The 20527-nt window shown below is 67.0% G+C and carries 20 protein-coding genes; 17 read left to right on the top strand and 3 right to left on the bottom strand.

Translation table 11 applies throughout. From position 1 onward, the window contains the following. Window positions 1-74 precede the first annotated feature (74 nt). Window positions 75-692 carry a nicotinamidase gene (locus ArtHe_RS08825; RefSeq protein ID WP_066295442.1) on the bottom strand — a complete coding sequence of 206 codons (618 nt, stop codon included), beginning with the start codon at window positions 690-692 and terminating at the stop codon, window positions 75-77. Beyond that, window positions 689-2023, bottom strand: a complete 1335-nt coding sequence (locus ArtHe_RS08820) for a nicotinate phosphoribosyltransferase (RefSeq protein WP_248316452.1) — start codon at window positions 2021-2023, stop codon at window positions 689-691. The genes ArtHe_RS08825 and ArtHe_RS08820 overlap by 4 nt, the downstream gene beginning before the upstream one ends. Window positions 2024-2123: 100 nt before the next feature. On the opposite strand from ArtHe_RS08820, the gene clpS reads away from it, so the two are divergent. The 8 genes from clpS (at window position 2124) to ArtHe_RS08780 (ending at window position 8159) form a co-directional block, all read left to right on the top strand. Further along, entirely contained in the window at window positions 2124-2432 is a 309-nt protein-coding gene (clpS, locus tag ArtHe_RS08815) for an ATP-dependent Clp protease adapter ClpS (RefSeq protein ID WP_066295441.1), read from the top strand. Window positions 2433-2463: 31 nt separating this feature from the next. Continuing rightward, the gene (locus ArtHe_RS08810; RefSeq protein WP_248316450.1) at window positions 2464-3027 is read left to right on the top strand and encodes a DUF2017 domain-containing protein; all 564 of its coding nucleotides are present in this window, start codon (window positions 2464-2466) and stop codon (window positions 3025-3027) included. A 65-nt stretch (window positions 3028-3092) separates the two neighbouring features. After that, a complete protein-coding gene (murI, locus tag ArtHe_RS08805) occupies window positions 3093-4067 on the top strand; it encodes a glutamate racemase (RefSeq protein ID WP_248316448.1) in 975 nt (324 codons plus the stop codon). Further along, on the top strand, window positions 4064-4909 hold the full coding sequence (locus ArtHe_RS08800) for an MBL fold metallo-hydrolase (RefSeq protein ID WP_248316447.1): 846 nt from the start codon (window positions 4064-4066) through the stop codon (window positions 4907-4909). The genes murI and ArtHe_RS08800 overlap by 4 nt, the downstream gene beginning before the upstream one ends. A 47-nt stretch (window positions 4910-4956) precedes the next feature. Further along, window positions 4957-5724, top strand: coding sequence for a ribonuclease PH (gene rph / locus ArtHe_RS08795; protein ID WP_281352974.1), 768 nt, complete (start codon window positions 4957-4959; stop codon window positions 5722-5724). Continuing rightward, the gene (gene rdgB, locus ArtHe_RS08790) at window positions 5721-6365 is read left to right on the top strand and encodes an RdgB/HAM1 family non-canonical purine NTP pyrophosphatase (RefSeq protein WP_248316446.1); all 645 of its coding nucleotides are present in this window, start codon (window positions 5721-5723) and stop codon (window positions 6363-6365) included. The genes rph and rdgB overlap by 4 nt, the downstream gene beginning before the upstream one ends. Before the next feature lie 101 nt (window positions 6366-6466). Further along, window positions 6467-7153 (top strand): DedA family protein, encoded by a 687-nt coding sequence (locus tag ArtHe_RS08785; protein ID WP_066295433.1) that lies wholly within the window; start codon window positions 6467-6469, stop codon window positions 7151-7153. Between the two features lies 1 nt (window position 7154). Further along, complete coding sequence (locus ArtHe_RS08780) at window positions 7155-8159, top strand: exonuclease domain-containing protein (protein WP_066295431.1); 1005 nt, start codon at window positions 7155-7157, stop codon at window positions 8157-8159. Window positions 8160-8201: 42 nt separating this feature from the next. Here the strand turns inward: ArtHe_RS08780 and ArtHe_RS08775 are convergent, their stop codons facing one another. Next, a complete protein-coding gene (locus ArtHe_RS08775; protein ID WP_349238345.1) occupies window positions 8202-9296 on the bottom strand; it encodes an ADP-ribosylglycohydrolase family protein in 1095 nt (364 codons plus the stop codon). A 192-nt stretch (window positions 9297-9488) separates the two neighbouring features. Between ArtHe_RS08775 and ArtHe_RS08770 the strand changes: the two genes are divergently transcribed. The 9 genes from ArtHe_RS08770 (at window position 9489) to ArtHe_RS08730 (ending at window position 20525) form a co-directional block, all read left to right on the top strand. Further along, window positions 9489-10553 (top strand): aquaporin, encoded by a 1065-nt coding sequence (locus ArtHe_RS08770; RefSeq protein WP_248316445.1) that lies wholly within the window; start codon window positions 9489-9491, stop codon window positions 10551-10553. Window positions 10554-10645: 92 nt separating this feature from the next. Further along, a complete protein-coding gene (locus tag ArtHe_RS08765) occupies window positions 10646-11812 on the top strand; it encodes an exonuclease SbcCD subunit D (protein WP_248316443.1) in 1167 nt (388 codons plus the stop codon). Then, complete coding sequence (locus tag ArtHe_RS08760; protein WP_248316442.1) at window positions 11809-14949, top strand: SMC family ATPase; 3141 nt, start codon at window positions 11809-11811, stop codon at window positions 14947-14949. Before ArtHe_RS08765 ends, ArtHe_RS08760 begins: the two co-directional genes overlap by 4 nt. A 102-nt stretch (window positions 14950-15051) precedes the next feature. After that, window positions 15052-16458 carry an MFS transporter gene (locus tag ArtHe_RS08755; protein WP_248316441.1) on the top strand — a complete coding sequence of 469 codons (1407 nt, stop codon included), beginning with the start codon at window positions 15052-15054 and terminating at the stop codon, window positions 16456-16458. A 224-nt stretch (window positions 16459-16682) separates the two neighbouring features. Then, window positions 16683-17669, top strand: coding sequence for an ABC transporter substrate-binding protein (locus ArtHe_RS08750; RefSeq protein WP_248316439.1), 987 nt, complete (start codon window positions 16683-16685; stop codon window positions 17667-17669). A 33-nt stretch (window positions 17670-17702) separates the two neighbouring features. After that, on the top strand, window positions 17703-18491 hold the full coding sequence (locus ArtHe_RS08745) for an ABC transporter permease (RefSeq protein WP_248316438.1): 789 nt from the start codon (window positions 17703-17705) through the stop codon (window positions 18489-18491). After that, window positions 18488-19261 carry an ABC transporter permease gene (locus ArtHe_RS08740; protein ID WP_066295415.1) on the top strand — a complete coding sequence of 258 codons (774 nt, stop codon included), beginning with the start codon at window positions 18488-18490 and terminating at the stop codon, window positions 19259-19261. Before ArtHe_RS08745 ends, ArtHe_RS08740 begins: the two co-directional genes overlap by 4 nt. Next, window positions 19251-20156 (top strand): ABC transporter ATP-binding protein, encoded by a 906-nt coding sequence (locus ArtHe_RS08735; protein WP_248319619.1) that lies wholly within the window; start codon window positions 19251-19253, stop codon window positions 20154-20156. The genes ArtHe_RS08740 and ArtHe_RS08735 overlap by 11 nt, the downstream gene beginning before the upstream one ends. Window positions 20157-20327: 171 nt before the next feature. Next, window positions 20328-20525, top strand: coding sequence for a hypothetical protein (locus tag ArtHe_RS08730; protein WP_248319618.1), 198 nt, complete (start codon window positions 20328-20330; stop codon window positions 20523-20525). Window positions 20526-20527 lie beyond the last annotated feature (2 nt).

The following is a 20527-nucleotide window of genomic DNA, read 5'->3' as shown; positions in this document are numbered from 1 at the left end:
AGAGTGCCCGTTTGAATCCTCAAACGGGCACTCTTTTCCTGGGGTTTGCGTTCCTGGGTTTGGCGCTCCAGGTGTTACAGGTCCAGGAGTTCCACGCCGGCGTCCTCGAGCTCGTCGAGCGCGGCACGCACGTCCACGCGGTCCAGGCCGCGGCACAGGTCGGGGATGACGGCAGTGTCGTAGCCCGCGGCGATAGCGTCGAGCGCGGTTGCCTTGACACAGTAATCGGTTGCCAGGCCCACGATCACGACTTCATCGATGCCGTTGTCCCGCAGCCAGTCATCGAGGCTGACCGAGTCCGCGTCGCGGATCGGCTCGGCGTCGGGTTCACCCAGCGGCACTTCCACGTCCGGGGCGAGGACGCCTTCGAAGCCGGAGTAGGCGGCCTCATACTGGCCCTTGCGGAAGTAGGCATCAACGAATTCCGTGTCCAGGTCCGGGTTCAGCGCCGCACCATGGGTTCCTGCCACACAGTGCACCGGCCAGGAATCGCGGAAGTCCGGATTGTCGGAGAAGTGGCTGCCCGGTTCGATGTGCCAGTCCTGGGTGGCGACGACCGCGCTGTACCGGTCACGGGAGGACTCGATGTAGTCGCTGATTTCCCCGGCGGCGTCGGTTCCGCCGGGAACGGAGAGGCTGCCGCCTTCGCAGAAATCGTTTTGGACGTCAACCACTATCAGTGCACGGGTCATCGGGTTTCCTCCTCAAATTCGGTCGGGATTACGGGCTCCCCGCGCTGCAGCCGGTGAGCGGAAGGCGGCAGTTCCGCGAGCGAAGCGTCGTGGCGCTGCCGGGCACGGACGACGGCGGCGGGGCCGGTCCAGCTCTCTTGGATAGTACCGGCGGAAACGAACGTGGTCAGCAGTTCGCGGTCATTGCCGTCATCGGCAGGTTTGGTGTCGACGCCCACGACCTCCGCGACGGCACGTCCGCGGGAATCCAGCCGGCGCAGGGCAAACTTGCGTCCGCCCAGGGAAGCCTTGTTTTTGGCCGCCTTGGCCACGGAGACGAAGTTGCCGTCCGTACCTTCACGGCTGACGAGCTTGTAGACCAGGCCCGCCGTGGGTGCGCCGGAGCCGGTCACCAGGGAGGTACCCACTCCGTAGGCATCCACCGGTGCGGAAGCCAGCGCAGCAATGGCGTATTCATCCAGGTCCGAAGTCACCATGATCCGGGTCGAGGTATTGCCCAGGTCATCCAGGAGCTCACGGACCCACTGGGCCTGGGTGACCAGGTCGCCGGAATCCAGCCGGACACCTCCCAGCTTGTTTCCCGCCACGGCGACGGCGTTACGGACGCCCTGCTCGACGTCGTACGTATCCACCAGCAGCGAGGTGCCCAGCCCCAGGGAAGCCGTCTGGGCTTCAAAGGCAGCAACCTCGGAGTCGTGCAGCAGGGTGAAGGAATGCGCGGCAGTGCCAACCGTCTTCAGTCCGTAGCGGCGGCCTGCTTCCAGGTTGGAACTGCTGTCGAATCCGGCGATCACCGCGGCGCGGGCAGCGGCGACGGCGGCTTCCTCATGCGTGCGGCGGGAGCCCATCTCAATGCACGGCCGTCCGCGGGCCGCGCGGCTCATCCGTGAGGCGGCGGAGGCAATGGCGCTGTCGTGGTTCAGGATCGAGAGGATCAGGGTTTCCAGGATGCAGGCTTCACCGAAGCTGGCTTCCACCTGCAGGATCGGGGAACCGGGGAAGTAGGCCTCGCCCTCGGCATAGCCGTGGATGCTGCCGGTAAACCGGAAGTCCGCCAGCCAGGCGAGCGTTTGGTCATCGACGACGCCGGTTGACCCCAGGAACTCCAGCTGGGGCTCCTCGAAACGGAAGCGGGGCAGCGCCTCCAGCAGCCGGCCGGTTCCGGCAACGATGCCGTAGCGGCGGCCGTCGGGAAGCTTGCGGGCAAAGGCTTCGAAGACCGACCGCCGGCCGGCGGTGCCGGCGTGGAGCGCGGCCTGGAGCATCGTCAGCTCGTAATGGTCGGTGTACAGGGCAGTGTTGGGGTGCTGCCACGCGATGGGACTGTTCACACCCAAAACTCTAACCCGCCGCCCGGCCCGGCCGCGTCGGAAGTCTCCCCGGGTTGCCGGCGTCGCACCTGCGCGCCGGCACCAAACTACAATTGGCACCATGAGCGTTGCCACCCTCCCGGGTACCGGGACAGAAACTGATTCCCGGACCGAGGAACTGACCTTCAGCGATGTCCCGTGGGTGGTGCTTGTCTGGAACGATCCGGTGAATCTGATGAGCTACGTGAGCTACGTTTTCCAGAGCTATTTCGGGTACTCGGAAGCCAAAGCCAACAAGCTGATGCTGCAGGTGCACCATGACGGCAAATCAGTCGTCGCCACAGGCTCACGGGAGGAAGCCGAACGCCACACGCTGGCGCTGCACTCCTATGGTCTCTGGGCCACGTTCCAGAAAGCCGACCAGCCCTAGCAGGGCAGCCAATTCATAGGAGATTTGCCTTTTGACAACCGGATTCAAGCTCACCCGCAAGGGCATCACCGCCACGCTGGAGCCGGGGGAGCGGGACCTGCTCCGCGGCCTGTTCGCCGACGTGGCCGGCATGCTTGAGCCCGAAACCCCGTCGCACGAAGACCCGCTCGCCGCGCTGGTCGGCTTGGACAGCAGCGCCGAAGTGCCTGGGGATCCGGCGCTGCTGCGGCTGCTGCCGGACGGTGTCCAGGGCAGCGACGACGACGCCCTGGAGTTCCGCCGGCTGACCGAGCGGTCGCTGCGGGAGGGGAAGATCGGCGCCCTGCGGGCCGCATCCATGGCGCTGGAATCAAGTCCGCTGCACCTGGATGCCGAGCAGGCCAGGCACTTTGCGCGGGCGCTGAACGACGTCCGGCTGGTGCTCGGGACGAGGCTGGGGCTGGCCACGGATGAGGACGCCGAGGCGCTGCACTCCATTACGGAGCCCTCCGACGCACAGGACGTCGACGATTACCTGGCCCTGGTCTACAACTTCGCCACCTGGCTGCAGGAAACCCTGATGAAGGCACTGCTGGACACCCTGCCCGGCGACTGAGTGTGACAAAGGCCACGGGCCTCCTGGTGCGCCCGGCCGCAGCCGGGGACTATTGTCGATACATCATGAGCTCTGACCACCCGGGCAGCCCGCAGCTGCTGGACGCCCTGCCGAAGACCACTGACGCGCCGATCGGCATTTTCGACTCCGGCGTCGGCGGCCTCACCGTGGCCCGTGCGGTCATTGACCAGCTGCCGAATGAATCCATCCTGTACGTCGGGGACACCGCGAACGGCCCCTACGGTCCGCTGCCCATCGCCGACGTCCGCGCCTTCGCGCTGGGTGTGATGGACGAGCTGGTGGACGCCGGAGTGAAGCTGCTGGTCATTGCCTGCAACTCCGCATCCGCCGCCGTCCTCCGCGACGCCCGCGAACGCTACACCGGCCGCTACGGCATCCCTGTGATCGAGGTGATCCAGCCGGCTGTGCGCCGGGCGGTCGCAGCCACCCGCACCGGGCGCATCGGCGTCATCGGCACCGCGGCCACCGTGGGCTCCCGGGCCTACGACGACACCTTCGCCGCTGCGCCGCACCTGGAAGTGTCCTCCGTTGCCTGCCCCGCCTTCGTGGAGTACGTCGAAGCCGGAGTCACCGCGGGTCCGGAACTGCTTGAGGTGGCTGAGGAGTACCTGGCCCCGCTGAAGGAACGCGGCGTCGACACACTGGTCCTGGGCTGCACGCACTACCCGCTGCTGACCGGCGTCATCTCCTATGTGATGGGCGACGGCGTCACCCTGGTGTCCAGTGCCGAGGAAACCGCCAAAGACGTCTACCGGTCCCTGCTCACACACGGTCTGGCGCGGAAATCGGCGACGCCGCCAAACCACCGCTTCGTGGCCACCGGCGACGCAGCTTCGTTTGAACTCCTTGCCCGGCGTTTCCTCGGACCCGAAGTCCTGCGCGTCGAGCATGCCGATTCCGTGGCCGCCCGGTATCCCACCGGCGTCCTGGCCCGGATTACGCCGGAAATGATTGCCGCAGCGCGTCAACAGGCCCGGAAACGCACAGCGCCCGGCACCCTGCGGAACGGAACGCGATGAAACTGACAATCGTGGGCTGCTCCGGCTCCTTTCCCGGCCCGGCGTCCCCGGCGTCCTGTTACCTGGTGACCGCAGACGACGGCGAACGCACCTGGCGCATCCTGCTGGACCTGGGCAACGGCTCGCTGGGCACCCTGCAGCGCTATATGGATCTCCGCGACATCGACGCGGTGCTGATCACCCACCTGCATCCGGACCATTTCATGGACCTGTGCGGGCTGCACGTCGCCGTTCACTGGGACCCGACCGGCTGGAACCGGGACCGGGTCAAGGTGTTCGGGCCTTCCGCCACAGCGGACCGGATCGCGGTGGCCTACGGCCTCGACCCCGATCCCGGGATGCACGAAGACTTCGAGTTCCACACCTGGACGGCCGGGGAACCGGTGCAGATAGGACCCTTCACCGTGACTCCGTACCCGGTCAGCCACCCGGCTGACGAGGCCTACGCCCTGCGGGTGGAAGCCACCGTGAAAACGGAGGACGGAACCGAAGTCACCCGCTCGCTGGCGTACTCCGGGGACACGGACAGCTGCCCCGGACTGGAGGAAGCTGCCCGGGACAGCGACGTGTTCCTGTGCGAAGCGGCCTTCCAGGAAGGCCGCGACGACGCCATCAAGGGCGTGCACCTGACCGGCAAGCGCGCCGGCGCAGCCGCAACCGCTGCCCGCGCCCGGCGCCTGCTGCTGACCCATCTTCCGGTCTGGAACGATGTTCGCACTGCCGTGATGGAAGCCCGCGAAACCTACGAGGGCGACCTCGCCGTCGCCGTCGCCGGTGTGTCCTACGACGTTGGATCCGCCTTCACGCCGCCGCTGGCCGCTGAACGGGCCCAGCCGCTCTGAAAACCGGCTACGCCGGGGCGCCCCTGGTGCGGCGATAGACTGGGCACATGACTACAGCCCCGAATTCCTCCCTGTCCGCAGCAGCCCCGCTGCGTGCCGACGGCCGCGCCCCCGACGAGCTCCGCAGCATCACCATTACGCGCGGCTGGTCCACCCAGGCCGAAGGATCGGCGCTGATCGAATTCGGCGGCACCAAGGTGCTCTGCACCGCGTCCCTGACCGCCGGGGTGCCGCGCTGGCTGAAGGGCGAAGGCAAGGGCTGGGTCACGGCTGAATACGCGATGCTGCCCCGGGCCACAAACACCCGCAACGCCCGCGAGTCGGTCAAGGGCAAGCTCGGCGGGCGGACCCACGAAATCTCCCGCCTGATCGGCCGCTCACTGCGTTCGATCATCGACACCAAGGCGCTCGGCGAAAACACCATCGTGCTGGACTGCGATGTCCTGCAGGCCGACGGCGGCACCCGCACCGCGGCAATCACCGGAGCCTATGTGGCGCTGGCAGACGCACTTACCTGGGCCAAGGACAACAAACTGATTGCCCGCAGCTCCCAGCCACTGCTGGACACGGTGGCCGCAGTCAGCGTCGGCATCATCGACGGTGTCCCCATGCTGGACCTGCCCTACGTTGAAGACGTCCGCGCCGAAACCGACATGAACGTTGTGGTGACCGGCAGCGGCAAATTCGTGGAAGTCCAGGGCACCGCAGAAGGCGCACCCTTCGACCGCGCTGAACTCGATGCCCTGCTTGACCTCGCCCTGCACGGCACCTCCCAGCTCGCCGAAATCCAGCGGCGTACCCTCGAAGGCCAGTGAGCGCCGTCGAACCCCGGCTGGTGCTCGCCACCCGGAACGAGGGAAAACTGCGGGAGCTGCGCGAACTGCTGCGTGGCCGGATTGCAGGCCTCGACGTCGACACCCAGGTGATCGACGCTGCGGCCGCCGGAGCTCCAGACGTGCCGGAGACGGGTGTGACGTTCGAAGCCAACTCGCTGCTGAAGGCCCGGGCCGTGGCCGAGGCGACCGGGCTGCCGGCCATCGCGGACGATTCCGGGCTGGCCGTGGATGTCCTAGGTGGAGCGCCTGGGATTTTCTCCGCCCGCTGGGCAGGCGCCCACGGTGACGACGCCGCCAATCTGGAGCTGCTGCTGGCCCAGCTGGCGGATATTGGCCCTGAGCACCGCGGTGCGGCTTTTATCTGTGCGGCCGCGCTGGCGGTTCCCGGGGCGGGAGAGACAGTGGAGCGCGGCGAGCTGCGCGGCACCCTGCTGGCTTCCCCGCGCGGAGCCGGCGGGTTTGGCTACGACCCGGTCCTGCAGCCGCTGGGTGAGGAGCGGAGCTGTGCTGAATTGACCAATGCGGAGAAAAACGCCATCAGCCACCGCGGTCAGGCGTTCCGCGAACTGCTGCCGTCGATTGTCCGGGTTCTGGAAGGCCAGCCCCTCCCTGAAAAGTGATTCGCGCCACGGACGCGGCGGTGTGATCTGCGGGTGGCCGCACCCGGGGCGCGCCGCCGCGTTCTTGCCCGGCAGGGGAGTAGGGCACAATTGGTTCCGATATGAGTATCCTGATCAGCGCCTCAGTTGACCCCTCCAGTTCCGGATCGGCCCTGGGAGGGGTCGCCCAGTGGGCCGTGGACATCATGGAGGCCATCGGCGCCCCTGGTGCCGGCTTGGCCATCGCGCTGGAAAACCTTTTTCCGCCACTCCCCAGCGAAGTTATCCTTCCCCTCGCCGGCTTCGCCGCCAGCCAGGGCAACTTCTCGATCGTGGCGGCCCTGATCTGGACCACCCTGGGTTCCATGGTCGGTGCACTGGCCCTGTATGGGCTGGGTGCCTGGCTGGGCCGGGACCGGATGCGCGCCATCGTCGCCAAGGTCCCGCTGGTTGATATCGAGGACGTGGACAAGGTTGAGGCCTGGTTCGACCGGCATGGGTACAAGGCCGTGTTCTTCGGCCGGATGATCCCGATCTTCCGGTCCCTCATCTCCATCCCGGCCGGCATCGAGAGAATGCCGGTGCTAAAGTTCATGGCCCTGACCACGGCCGGCAGCCTGATCTGGAACAGCATCTTTGTGTTCGCCGGTTACTTCCTCGGCGAGAGCTGGCACATCGTCGAAGAGTACGCCGGGGTCTTCCAGAAGATCGTGATCGTTGCCGTCCTGGTGGCCGCCATCTGGTACATCACAGTGAAAATCCGTTCCTACCGCCGGAGGAAGGCCCAGCGCACGGCCGACGAGTCCTGACGTGGGCGTGGATTTCACCTCCATCGACTTTGAAACGGCGAACGGTTTCCGGGGTTCTCCCTGCTCGGTGGGACTGAGCAAGGTCCGGGACGGCAGGATCGTCGAGGAAGCGTCCTGGCTGATGCGGCCGCCGGAAGGCCACGACTTCTTTGACCGGCGCAACACCGGCATCCACGGCATCGAGGACGCGATGGTTGCGGGCAAGCCGCGGTTCGGTGAGCTGTTCCCGGAAATCGGCGCGTTCATCGGGCAGGACCTGCTCGTGGCGCACAATGCGGCCTTCGACCTGGGGGTCATCCGCTCGGCTCTGGAAGTCTCCGGGCTGCCCGGTCCGGCCTATGACTATGCCTGCACCGTTATGCTCTCCCGGCGGACCTATTCGCTGCCCTCCCACTCCCTGCCTTTCGTGGCAGAGGCCGCCGGCGTACCGCTGGAAAACCACCACGACGCGACCGCTGATGCACGGGCCTGCGCCGGGATCATGATTGACGTTATCCGCCGCTCCGGTGCCACGGAGCTGGCGGAGTTTTTCGCCCTCCAGAACATGTTGCCGAACCATGCCCCGGCCTACCGCCCCGGCATCGACCCGCTCTCCAAGGCGACGAGGGATGCGCTGGAACGAGGGACCGGAACCGCGAAGACTGCCGGGAGCTGGAACAGCTGGCCGTCCGAAGGGGTCAATCCGCCACCGAATCCAGCCGCCCAGCCGGGGCACCCGCTCTTCGGCCAGACCGTGGTGTTTACCGGCAACCTGGGGATGCCGCGCCAGCAGGCGAAGGACCGCGCAGCGGAACTGGGGGCACGCCCCGCCAGTGCCGTGACCCGCTCGACGACGGTGCTGGTGGTTGGCGACGGGTTCGAAGCGGGGGACCTGCGTAACGGCCGGGTGACCGGCAAGGCCCGCCGGGTGCTGGACCTGCACGAACGCGGCCAGCGGATCGAAGTGCTCTCCGAGGCCGAATTCCTGCAGATGATCGGCGGGACCTGGCCGCTCGGCAGCCAGTAGCCGGTTCCCGGGAGCCAGCAGCCCCGGCCAGCCGGTACGGAGTCAGCCCACAGTGACGCGGATCAGCGCCTGGGCCATTTTTTCCACGGTGTCGGCAGCATCGATGGCCTGGATCCATTCCTGGGGCAGGGCTTCCCGGCCGTACAGTGCGCCGAGGATGTTTCCGGCAACCGACGCTGTCGCATCGCTGTCGCCGTCGTGGTTCACGGCCACCGCCATCGCCTTCCGGAACTGCGCCTCCGGTGTGCCTGCACGCCGTGCGGACAGGGCCGCGAAGAGTCCGATGGCCAGCGCCTCTTCAGCGACCCAGCCCTCACCGAGAACCTCGGTCATGCGTTCGGCCGCAACGTCCTGCTCAGCGGCGAGGGCGACGGCGGCCCTGAGCCTGCCGGTCAGTTCCGGAACATCGCCGGCAGCGGCGCGCTCCACCGCCTGTTCCGCCGCAGCCTGCAGAGTGGCACCTTCGGGCAGCAGGTCATGGATGAGGGTGCTGAAGACAGCAGCACTGTGGAGGGCAGAAGCGTGTCCGTGGGTGAGCGCCGCGCCGTCGGCGCTGAACCGGTAGAGGACATCATCGGCGACGTAGGGCAGCAGGCCAAAAGGTGCCGAGCGGGTGACGGCCCCGCTCTCCTTGGAATCCGGGTTGAGCGGGCGGAACCGGGTTCCCATCTCTCCGGTCATCAGGGCAGAGATGCAGCCATTGGCGGGGTCCCGGCGGTGGCGGAGGACCTCCTGGCCGTCGATCCAGCGGTCGGACTGGTAGGGAGCATTGCCCGGAAGCTGCAGCCCCTGCGTCTTCATCCAGCGCAGGTAGGCGAGCCACAGGCAGGCTGTCTCATCGGCGCCCACACCATCGTTGGCCCACTGCAGCACATCGACTAGACCGTCCACGGTGTAGAGGGTCATCTGCGTGTCGTCTGAAACAGGAGCCGGAGCGGCCAGCTGGCTGAAGCCCGTCAGCCCGGTGTCGCCGAAACGGTCCCTGATGCCCTCCAGCGAGTCGAATTCCACCGCGTAGCCGAGGGCGTCCCCGAGGGCTCCGCCGAGCAGGCAGCCGTGGACTTTGTTCCGGAAATGAGCGGCGTCTACGGACTCTTCAGCCTTGGAACCAGGGCTTGATTCGGGGGATTCTTTCACATCTCAAGCATAGGTGGCCCCCGGGTCACTGCCGCCCGGAAGTCCGCGAGTGTATGCTCAGTGCGCACCCAGCAGACTCTCAGGTAGCGATGGAAGTCTTGGGTGGTTTGCACGCCGCCGGCCCGTTCCGGCCGGGTGCCACCTGCCGTCCGCGGCAATCACATGTCTCCAACCGTTAGGAACACCTCCTCCATGACTGCAGAGCCACACTTCCCAGCCGCCCGGGCTGGGACACAAACCGAGAGCGTATCCCTGACGCACCTTCGCGGGTATGGGCTCCTTGGGCGCAGCGTTGCCGAAGCGGCCGGCTCCTTCCTGGTGGTGTTGGTGGGCCTGGGCGTCGCCTTCTTCAACCCCACCGGCGGCCTGTCCGCGCCCCTGGCCTTCGGTCTGGTCCTTGCCGCGGCAATGGTCGCCTTCGGCTACATTTCCGGCGGCCACTTCATTCCCACCATCACGGTGGCCAGCGCCATGGCGGGACGGACGGACTGGAAGTCGGTTCTTCCCTACATCGTGGCCCAGGTGGTCGGAGCGGTCCTCGCTGCGGTGATTCTCTGGGTGTCCATGACCGGACATCCCCAGATCCCCGAGACGCAGCCCTTCTTCTCCGCCGTTGCCAACGGCTTTGCTGAAAACTCCGCCACCCAGTTCCCGCTGGCCGGTGCCCTGCTGACCGAGGTTATTGCCGCGGCGCTGCTCACTGCCGTCTTCCTGGGTTCCGGAAGCCGGCTTTCCGCAGCTGCCGGTGCCTTCGCCGTCGGCGTCACCTACGCCGCACTGCTCACCTTCCTGGTTCCCATCACGGGCGGATCCATTAACCCCGCGCGTTCGACGGCGACGGCGATCTTCGCCGAAAACTGGGCCGTGGGCCAGCTCTGGCTGTTCTGGCTGGCACCCCTGCTCGGTGCTGCCATCACCGGCCTGATCTACCGCAGCCTGGATCTTGCCGGCAGCACGGCAGCGGAAATCTCCGAGGAGGAGTACCTCGACGAGGTTGAGGCAGCTGACGAACCCGCCGCAGACACGACTGTTGCATCCGGCGCGGTTGCTGCCGGCGCTCCGGACACCGGAGCGCGAACGCGGGCTGAGGATGCCCGTACGCAGGAGCGGGAGGATGCCCGGGGATTCTTCGACCAGGAAGAATCGGCCCCGGCCTCGGGAACCAAGCCTGCCTCGGCCAAGCCTGAGAGCGAAAGCACAGAAGGTCCGGCAGACGGGGACGCCCCCGGCGGAACCACCGAACCCAAGCGGCCATAGCGGCGGCACACCCTACGTTCCGAGTGACACCTCCGTTCCGCAGGCACGCCCCGCGGAACGGAGGTGTCACCGTTGGACGGTAGTTTGAAGGTATGCGAATCCTGCACACCTCAGACTGGCACCTAGGCCGTTCCTTCCACGGCGTCGGCATGCTGGAAGCCCAGCGGGCGTTCCTCAGCCAGCTGCTGGAGACTGTCCGGAGCTCCCGGGTAGACGCTGTCCTGATCTCCGGTGACGTGTACGACCGCGCCCTTCCCGGGGTCGACGTGGTCCGGCTCCTGGACGAGGCACTGGCAGGCATCACCGCAGCCGGCGCCCGCGTCATCCTGACCAGCGGCAACCACGACTCAGCGGCCCGCCTGGGATTCGGCGGACGGATCTTCGAGCAGGGCGGCGTACACCTTCGCACCGGAATCGAATCGATCACCTCACCGGTGCTGCTGCAGGACGGCCCGGCCACCGTGGCCGTCTACGGCATTCCCTATCTGGAGCCCCGGCTGGCGGCACCCGAACTCGGCGCGGACATCCAACCCAGCCACGCCGGAGTCCTGGGCGAGGCGCTCCGCCGGATCCGGGCGGACACCGCCCGCCGGGAAGCGGAGGGCACGCCCGTCCATCCCCTGGTGATGGCCCATACCTTCGCCAGCGGCGGGATCACCTCGGACAGCGAACGGGACCTCTCCGTGGGCGGTGTCGGCGCGGTCCCGCTGGACCTCTTTACCGGGTTCACCTACGCTGCCCTGGGCCACCTTCACGGCCGGCAGGAGCTTGCCCCCAACGTCTGGTACAGCGGATCACCGCTGCCATATTCATTCTCCGAGGCCCGCCAGTCCAAGGGCGGGCTGCTGGTTGAGATCGGATCCGCTGGCCTGGTCAGCGTCACGCCCGTGCCCTGGGACGCCCCCAAACGCCTCGAAGTGCTCCGCGGAACCCTGGACGGGCTGCTGGCCGACCCTGCCCTGAACGCCTCGGAAGACGCCTGGTGCCAGGTCACATTGACAGACAACGACCGTCCGGCCAAGGCCATGGAACGCATCCGGTCCCGGTTCCCGGGGACTCTTGTGCTGGCGTTCGAACCTGCTTCGGGGACCCGGGGCGTTAACGAGAGCTACAGCCGGCGCCTGGCCCGGGCCACCGATGACCTGGATATCTGCTGCGGGTTCCTGGATCACGTTCGTTCCCGCGAAGCGGCCCCGGAGGAGAGAGACCTCTTTGTGGAAGTCCTGGAGAAGGTCAACGCGGCGGAGGTGGCCAAATGAGGATTCACCGGCTGGAAATGCAGGCGTTCGGCCCCTTCGCCGAGCGCCAGATTGTCGACTTCGACGAGCTGGGGGCACAGGGCCTGTTCCTGCTGAACGGCCCCACCGGTGCTGGGAAAACCAGCGTGCTGGACGCGGTCTGCTTCGCGCTCTACGGTTCCGTCCCGGGCGCCCGGCAGGCTGCCCGGAAGCTCCGCAGCGACCATGCTGCTCCCGGAACAGCACCCGAAGTAGTGCTGGACTTCAGTGCCGGGCCGCGGCGCTTCGAAGTGGTGCGCAGCCCGCAGTGGGAGCGTCCGGCCAAACGGGCCGGAAGCGCCACCGGGACCGTGACGGAGCAGGCCCGCACGCTGCTGCGTGAACTGGTCCACGGCGAATGGGTGCAGAAAACCACCCGCAACGACGAAGCAGCAGCAGAAATCCAGGACCTCCTGGGCATGAGCTGCGAACAGTTCACCCGCGTGGTCATGCTGCCCCAGGGTGACTTCGCGGCCTTCCTGCGCGCCGACGCCACCTCGCGCGCCGAGCTGCTCCAGCGCCTGTTTGGCACCTGGCGTTTTGAGGAGATTGAACGGCAGCTCAGGGACCAGACGGCCGCTGCACAGTCGGAACTGGCGGCGGCACAATCCGCCACGGATCTGATCCTGGCCCAGGTGCGCAGCGAAGCGTCCCGGTCCCTGCGGCTCCTGGCGGACGAAGACGCGGTCCTGCCCGGTGCCGGAGAGCAGAGTGCCGGCGACGCGTCCGGGGCGGCGTTTTCCGCAGAGCCGGACGGCGACCCGGCTGCCTGGCTCGAGGCCATCCGAACGGCAGTGGCGGACCGGCTCGCGGCCTTCCGCACGGGACAGGAACAGCGGCGGAACGAACTGTCCCAGGCTGAGGCCAGCCTGCACCGGCTCCAATCGCGCCGGGCCCGGGGCCTGGCGCTGCTGCAGCTGGAAACGGATGAGCGGGAGCTCTCGATCCGCCAGGCTGCCAGCGTTCCGCTGCGCGGAGCCCTGGCAGCGCATGCGCGCGCTGAAGGCCTGGCCGGTTACCTGGCCGCCTGCGATTCCGCCGGGCGCAGTGTGGAGAAGGCAGCTGCGGATGCCGGTTCCGCGCTGGCCGCACTGGCCGAGGCCGCCGGCACGGCAGGCATGGCGCCACTGGTGCCGGCCAGCTGCCGGGAGCCGGTCGCCGGCACCTGGCCCGGTGCCCAGGAGCTGGATGGCTTGGAGACAGCCACGGCGTCGGAGCTGGGCGCTGCCGAAGGGGCTCTGGCAGACGCGGAGCGCCTCGCCGGCCTTGAGCGCGGGGTGGACAAGGACCGTGCCCTCGAAGGTGAGCTCCGGGCAGAAGCTGCCCAGCGGCACGCGGCCGCAGCCCAGCTGCGCACTGAACAGTCCAGCCTGCGTAGGGCCTTGCCGGACCTGCGGAGCACGGCTGCCGGAGCGGCATCCGCCCGGGACCGGATGGACCAGGCCGACCACCTGATGGCTGTTATTGCCGGATACGCCAAGGCCCAGGCAGCGGCAGCCGTTTCAGCAGAAGCTGCTGCCGCCGCCCGGCAGGAGTACCAGGACCGGCGCGGTCGCTGGCAGGACCTGCTGCAGCTCAGGCTCGACCAGGCAGCTGCCGAACTTGCGGCTTCGCTGGCGGCAGGGGAGGCCTGCCCCGTCTGCGGCAGCTGCGAACATCCAGACCCCGCGCCGCTTCCCGAAAACGGGAAGTTTGTGGCGCGGGAAGAGGAAACTGCGGCCCGGGCCAGCAGCGAGGCGGCGGAAAAACTGTGGGAGGAAGCCAGGGCAGCAGCCGAAGCGGACACCGCCGCCGCCGCAGCACTGCAGTCACAGGGCGGCGACGCCGATTCCGAGGACGCGCTGCGGGCACGCGGAGCAGCGGCGGCCGAGCTGCACCGGGCCGAAGCAGCCGCCGCGGAACTGGCTGCAGCCGAGGCGCGCCTGCAGACGCTGGAAGAGGAGATCGAAAGCCTGGGCGGAGCGGAGTCCAAGCTGCTGCAGGAGGCAGCCCTGGCGGAGGCCCGGGTCCGCTCGGCGGCCGAGGACATCGCCGCACTGCGCAGCCGCAGCGCGGACCTGCGCAAGGGGGAGGCGACGCTACAGGACCGGGTCGCCTCGCTCCGCACGCTCCGCAGGCTGTGCGGCTCTGCGCGCTCGGCCCTGCAGGCCGTTGCCTACGCGGAGAATTCGCAGGCCACCAGCCGGCAGGCGCTGGACGAAGCCCTTGAAGGAACCGGGTTCCTCAACGCGGATGAAGCCCGGAACGCCCTGCTTCCGACGCACGAGGCAGAGCAGATCCGCAGCACCCTCGATACCCTCGACGCCGACACAGCACGCCTTGCCATGCGGCGCGAAAGCGAGGACGCGGCAGCTGCGCAGGACGACGGCGGCGCACCGGCGCCCATGCCGGATGAGGAGGACATTGCCGAGGCCGCCGAGGCGGCAGACTCCGCGCGCCAGGCTGTCGCCGACGGAGGCATCCAGGTCGGCCTCCTGGAGGGGTCCGCGGCAACGCTCCAGGAACTGGCCGGGGAGCTTGCCTCTGCAGCCGAAGCGATGCGTCCCCTGCGCAGCCGGTTTGAACTGCTGCAATCGGTGACCGATACCGCGCGGGGCAACGGTGAGAACAATTACCGCATGGCGCTGAGTACCTATGTGCTGGCTGCCCGCCTGGAACAGGTCGCCGCCGCAGCAACGGAACGGCTGGCGGCAATGACCGCTGGACGGTATTCGCTGGTGCACGACGATTCCCGTTCCGGAAACCGCAAGGCCGGGCTCGGGCTGCACGTGATTGATGCCTGGACCGGGGTCCGCAGGGATACTTCCACCCTTTCCGGAGGGGAATCGTTTATGGCATCGCTGGCGCTGGCACTGGGGCTGGCCGACGTCGTACAGCAGGAATCGGGCGGCACCAGCATGGAGACGCTCTTTGTCGATGAAGGGTTCGGCAGCCTGGACGACGAAGCGCTGGAACAGGTGATGGATGCCTTGGAAGGGCTCCGAGACGGAGGCAGAGTGGTGGGCCTGGTCAGCCATGTGGCGGAGATGAAGCAGCGCATTGGTGCTCAGCTGCAGATTACCCGGGGCCGCAACGGGTCCAGCATCCGGTTCCGGGCCGCGGAAGCATTGCCGGCCTGACCAGCGGAAGAACAGGGGAGAGTAGTAGAATCACGGTGTAACCGGGTCGGGCGCATCGGGAGGAGGGACGATGCGCAGTTTTGCGTGAACAGAGCCAGAAAAATGACCCGAGATCCCCTGCAGCCTGAACAGCCCCCATCGCCTCCCGCCGGGCCTCAAACCGCCGGGCCCGGTGCCCGGTCCGCTGTGCCGCCTGCGCAGCCAGTCCCGGAGGCCGGCACAGCTTCCCCTTCCCCGCAGCAGCAGCCCAGGAACCGCTACGCGCGGATCTTCGACATCGCGGGTAGAGCATTCTTCCCGGTCGCCTTCCTTGCCCGGCTGCCCCTGGCGATGCTGACGATCGGCGCGCTGACCCTCGTGACCAGCATCACCGGCTCCTATGCCCAGGGCGGGTTCGCCGCCGGGGCTGTAGGCCTGGGCTCAGCAGTGGGAGGTCCCCTGCTCGGATACCTGGCGGACCGCATCGGCCAGCGTCCGCTGCTGCTTGGCGCCGCCGTCGTGAACCCGCTGATGATCCTCGCCGTCCTCTTTACCGCAGCGCAGCTGCCTGCGGGCGGGTCCCTGGCTGCTGTGCTCGCAGCAGCCTTTGCCATGGGAGCCACCGGGGCCCAGGTAGGCCCGCTGGCGCGCGTGCGCTGGATGGCCATGACCGCCAGGGACCGCAGCGGCCGGGAACTCGGCACGGCGCTGTCCTACGAGAGCATGGCGGATGAACTGAGCTTTGTCCTTGGCCCGGCCCTGGTGGGCCTGCTTGCGGCGGCGGTGGCGCCGTGGCTTCCGCTGGCGCTGGCCGCGGTGATCTCCGGAACCATGGTCGCGGCCTTTGCCCTGCACCGCTCCGCCGAGACGGTGGCTCCTGCCGGAAGGCGGCGTCCGAACCGGGGCCGGGCGAAGGCCCGCGCCGCCGGCGCGGAGCGCCCGTCAGCCGCCGGCGTCTGGCGCACGTGGGCACTGCTGGCCCTTCCGATCCTGGGAATGGTGGCCATGGGGACATTCTTTGGGGCCACGCAGGCAAGCCTCACCGCCTTTGGCGGCACCTTCGGCATCTCCGATGCGGCGGGGCTGCTCTACGCAGTGATGGGCATCAGCTCCGCGGTGGCAGCACTGTCGGTTGCTTTCTGGCCGGAACGGCTGAGCCAGTCCGCGCGCTGGGCCCTCTCCGCACTGGCCATGACCGGTGCCTCCCTGCTGCTGCTTCTGCCCGCCGGAATTCCGCAGATGCTCGTGGTCCTTTTCATCCTTGGCATCCCGGTGGGACCGACCATGGTCAGCATCTTCGGCATCGGCGCCCAACTGGCACCCCCGAACCTGATGGGTACGGTGATGACCCTCCTCGCCAGCGGGACGGTCGCCGGGAGCGCGCTCGGTTCCGGGCTCGCGGGTCCGCTTGCACAGGAGTTCGGACACACCGCAGCCTTCTGGGTAAGCGCCGGGGCCGCCGGAGCCCTGCTGATCCTGGGTGTTGCCTCGGCCGCCGCGGTGCACGGGCTAAAAAAGCCTCCAGCCTAACCGAGCTCCGCATCATTGCGCGCATTCTTTGCGGGCGGTCCGGATACATTACGTGCGGGTATCGAATGTGGCTCCAATCACGTTTTTTCCTTGACGAAGAGTGACGTATTTCATAGCGTCTACCTGTAGAACTCTTGTTCAGCATGCGAACACTCGCTGCCGCAGGATGTTCTCGGCCCCGTCTCCGTCCAACCGGGGTCCCCCACGCACAAGGAGCTCTTTTCGTGAAACGTACTGTCCCCGTCATCCTCGCTGCCACGGTGGCTCTCGCTCTCAGCGCCTGTGGCGGCGGTTCCCTTTCCGGTGACGAGAGCACCGGGGAGGCTGAGGCCTCCGCCGGGCTGACCGCGCTGTCCGTTGGTGTTATCCCGATCGTCGACACCGCACCTATCTGGCTTGGCAAGGAGCAGGGTTTCTTCGAAGCGGAAGGGATCGACCTCGACATCCAGACCACCACCGGCGGCGCAGCAGCTGTTCCCGGCGTCGTCAGCGGCGACTTCCAGTTTGCCTTCGGCAACGTGGTGTCGGTAATGGTTGCCAATGACAAGGGCCTGAACCTGGAGTTCGTGTCGAACGGCAACTCAACCACCGGTGACACCTCCTCCGACTTCGGCGCCGTCGTTGTTCCGGCCGGCTCCGACATCCAGACTGCAGCGGACCTCTCCGGCAAGACCGTCTCGGTCAACAACCTCTCCAACATCGGTGACACCACTATCCGCAAGGTCGTCGAGAACGCCGGCGGCGACCAGGAGAGCATCAAGTTCGTGGAGATCCCCTTCCCCGATGCTCCGGCCGCAATTGAAGGCGGCCAGGTCGACGCAGCCTGGATCCTGGACCCGTTCCTGACCCAGTCGGTGGATAACGGCGCCCGTGTGATTGCCTACAACTTCGCCGAGACCCACGAGAACCTGGACATCTCCGGCTACTTCACCTCAAGCCAGTACGCCCAGGAAAACCCGGAACTCGTCGAAAAGTTCACGGCTGCAATGAAGAAGTCACTGGACTACGCGCAGGAGAATCCGGACGCTGTCCGCGACATCGTCGGCACCTACACCAAGATCGACGAGGAGATGCGCGCCAAGATGATCCTGCCGACCTTCCGGGCAGAGTTTGACCGTGACGGCCTGACCGTCCTGGGCGAGGCTGCCGCAAGCTACGGAACGCTTTCCAAGGCGCCGGACCTGGCCGCCATGCTGCCCGCACAGGACTAACACCGGACTTCGTCCTCGACAGATCGAGACCTTATGAACACCTCCAAACGACTCCCCACGGGGCCGTTGCTGGGTTTGGCGGGAATCCTCGGATTCCTGCTGACCTGGGAACTGATTCCCCGGCTGGGCGTGGTCAATCCCCGTTTCCTTCCGCCCGCCAGTGAAGTCCTGGGAGTCTTTTTCAGCAATCTGGGCCTGGGAGCTTTCTGGACCGCGGTCCTGGATACCATGACAGGCTGGTTCCTGGGCCTGCTCATCGCCACTGCCGCAGCAATCGTACTGGGACTGGTGATCGGCTCCAGCGACTTCCTGCGGAAGGCCACCAACTCCACGATCGAGTTCCTGCGGCCGATTCCTTCGGTCGCCCTGATTCCGCTGGCAGTGCTGCTCTTCGGACTCAGGCTCGAATCGACTCTTCTGCTGGTGATCTACGCGTCCTTCTGGCAGGTCCTGATCCAGGTCCTGTACGGGGTGGCGGACGTCGACCCGGTTGCCAGCAACACGGCCAAGAGCTTCGGTCTGGGCCCGCTGGCCCGGATCCGGTACGTCGTGTGGCCCACCACGCTTCCGTACCTGATGACCGGCATCCGGCTGGCCGCAGCCGTGGCCCTGATCCTGGCGATCACCGCCAGCCTGATCATCGGTTCTCCGGGGCTGGGCAAGGAGATCGCCAACGCCCAGTCCGGCGGTGCGATTTCCCAGATGTACGCGCTCGTGCTGACCACCGGCGTGCTGGGCATCCTGATCAACATGGGCATGCGCTTCATTGAACGCCGCACCCTGTCCTGGCACAGCTCGGTCCGCGGGGAGGTCGTTGTATGAACACGCTCAAGAAAGCCGGCTACCTGGTCGCACTGCCAGCGCTGCTGATTTTCATCTGGTGGATCAGCACGCTGGGAAGCACCAACTTCTTTGTCCCCAAGCCCGGCATGCTGGTGGACAAGCTCGTTACGGTCTGGACGGGGGAGCGGCTGGTCGAGGACGTGCTGCCCAGCCTCACCAGGCTGGTCATCGGCATCCTGCTGGCAATCGTCCTGGGCACGGGGCTCGGCATCCTGGTCGGCACCACGCGCTGGCTCCGGAACCTGCTGGAACCGGTCCTGGAGTTCTTCCGGGCCATTCCGCCGCCGGTGCTTATTCCGGTCCTGATGCTGCTCATCGGCGTCAATGACCAGATGAAGATCGCGGTTATCGTCTCGGGCTGCATCTGGCCGGTGCTGCTGAACACCATCGAAGGCGTCCGCGCGGTCGACGGCGTGCTCAGCGATTCCGCCCGCACGTTCCGGATCAGCGGAGTCGCCCGGCTGCGCTACCTGGTCCTGCCCAGCGCCAGCCCGCAGATCATGGCGGGTGTGCGGCAGTGCCTGTCCATCGGTCTGATCCTGATGGTGATTTCGGAGATGTTCGCATCTTCCGAAGGTCTCGGCTTCACCATCGTCCAGTTCCAGCGCTCCTTCGCTATCCCGGAGATGTGGAGCGGCATCGTGGTCCTTGGGCTGATCGGTGTGGCCATGTCATTTATGTTCCAGTGGGCCGAACGCCGCATTCTCGGCTGGTACCACGGTTTGAGAGAGGTAGAACATGCAGAGTAACCCCACGGATGGCCAGGGCCAGCCGCTGCTTTCGGTCCGGGGCATCCAGAAGATCTACAAGGTTGACGCCGGCGAAATCGAAGCCGTCCGGAACCTGACCTTCGACCTGCGTCCGGGGGAACTGGTCTGCCTGGTGGGCCCCTCCGGCAGCGGCAAGACGACTCTGCTGAAGATCATCGCCGGCCTGATGGCGCCGACCTCGGGCGAAGTTGTCCTGGCCGGTAAGAAGGTCACCGAACCGCCAAAGGACATGGCAGTGGTCTTCCAGGAATACGGGCGCAGCCTGTTTCCCTGGATGACGGTCCGGGGCAACGTCGAGCTTCCCCTGAAGAACGCCGGAATTGCCAAGGCCGAGCGGAACCAGCTGGTGGACAACGCGCTGGAGGCCGTGGGCCTGTCCCACGTGCCCACCAGCTACCCCTGGCAGCTTTCCGGCGGTATGCAGCAGCGTGTGGCCATCGCCCGCGCCGTCGCCTACCAGCCCAAGGTGCTGCTGATGGATGAGCCGTTCGCCGCCGTCGACGCGCAGACCCGGGCCGACCTCGAGGACCTGGTCCGTGACGTGTGGGAGAAGCTGGGCGTCACCATCCTCTTCGTCACGCACGACATTGACGAGTCCGTCTATCTGGGGGAGCGGGTGGTGGTGCTGTCCAGCTCACCTACCGTCGTCCAGGAAGACATCATCATCGATCTGCCCGAAAAGCGCGACCAGCTCACCACGCGTTCGCTGCCGCGTTTCGTGGAACTGCGCAACCATGTGTACGAGCAGATCCAGATCGCGAAAAAGAACAAGGGTGCAGCCACGGCGGCGCCCGTGGACCCGCGGGTCACGGTGCCGCACGCCGCAGATGCGGGGAACGGACTGTCTTCGGCCGGGGAAGTGAACGCTTCCTAGCGGGCCGGGAAACGCCTCCGGACAGCCGTCCGGAACTTTACAGGGACCTGGCTTCCACCGCTTCGGCGGGGAAGCCAGGTCCCTGTCCAGTTAAAGGATGGTGGCCTAGTATCGGAAGTCAGCGGTCACGGCAGGCAGCGCGGCCGAGGTACCAGCCAAAGGGAGACAGTCATGGCTGAATCAGGCAAGCACCAGCCCCGGGAGCAGGACGGGCAGGAACCGGAGGAGCGCTCGGACGCGAAGGGCGGAGCTGGGCCGGAAGGTACTATCCCGGCGTCGGACGACGGCGTTGCGGCTGGAAGCGGCGACGAAGCCTCGAACTTTGAACCGGAAGAGGACACTGACGCCGCCGGGGACGGCGGGTCCTGACA

It is taken from the genome of Arthrobacter sp. Helios (assembly GCF_023167125.1).
GTDB lineage: Bacteria > Actinomycetota > Actinomycetes > Actinomycetales > Micrococcaceae > Arthrobacter_B > Arthrobacter_B luteolus.
Note: the sequence above shows the minus strand (reverse complement) of the source record. Positions and strands in the feature narration are given on the sequence as shown.

What these genes read in the sequence shown, in the direction of transcription:
- ArtHe_RS08760 (WP_248316442.1), top strand. Translation starts at nt 11,809, where the DNA reads ATGAGGATTCACCGGCTGGAAATGCAGGCGTTCGGCCCCTTCGCCGAG.
- ArtHe_RS08800 (WP_248316447.1), top strand. Translation starts at nt 4,064, where the DNA reads ATGAAACTGACAATCGTGGGCTGCTCCGGCTCCTTTCCCGGCCCGGCG.
- ArtHe_RS08730 (WP_248319618.1), top strand. Translation starts at nt 20,328, where the DNA reads ATGGCTGAATCAGGCAAGCACCAGCCCCGGGAGCAGGACGGGCAGGAA.
- clpS (WP_066295441.1), top strand. Translation starts at nt 2,124, where the DNA reads ATGAGCGTTGCCACCCTCCCGGGTACCGGGACAGAAACTGATTCCCGG.
- ArtHe_RS08770 (WP_248316445.1), top strand. Translation starts at nt 9,489, where the DNA reads ATGACTGCAGAGCCACACTTCCCAGCCGCCCGGGCTGGGACACAAACC.
- ArtHe_RS08745 (WP_248316438.1), top strand. Translation starts at nt 17,703, where the DNA reads ATGAACACCTCCAAACGACTCCCCACGGGGCCGTTGCTGGGTTTGGCG.
- rph (WP_281352974.1), top strand. Translation starts at nt 4,957, where the DNA reads ATGACTACAGCCCCGAATTCCTCCCTGTCCGCAGCAGCCCCGCTGCGT.
- ArtHe_RS08825 (WP_066295442.1), bottom strand. Translation starts at nt 692, where the DNA reads ATGACCCGTGCACTGATAGTGGTTGACGTCCAAAACGATTTCTGCGAA.
- ArtHe_RS08740 (WP_066295415.1), top strand. Translation starts at nt 18,488, where the DNA reads ATGAACACGCTCAAGAAAGCCGGCTACCTGGTCGCACTGCCAGCGCTG.
- ArtHe_RS08785 (WP_066295433.1), top strand. Translation starts at nt 6,467, where the DNA reads ATGAGTATCCTGATCAGCGCCTCAGTTGACCCCTCCAGTTCCGGATCG.
- ArtHe_RS08755 (WP_248316441.1), top strand. Translation starts at nt 15,052, where the DNA reads ATGACCCGAGATCCCCTGCAGCCTGAACAGCCCCCATCGCCTCCCGCC.
- ArtHe_RS08765 (WP_248316443.1), top strand. Translation starts at nt 10,646, where the DNA reads ATGCGAATCCTGCACACCTCAGACTGGCACCTAGGCCGTTCCTTCCAC.
- murI (WP_248316448.1), top strand. Translation starts at nt 3,093, where the DNA reads ATGAGCTCTGACCACCCGGGCAGCCCGCAGCTGCTGGACGCCCTGCCG.
- ArtHe_RS08735 (WP_248319619.1), top strand. Translation starts at nt 19,251, where the DNA reads ATGCAGAGTAACCCCACGGATGGCCAGGGCCAGCCGCTGCTTTCGGTC.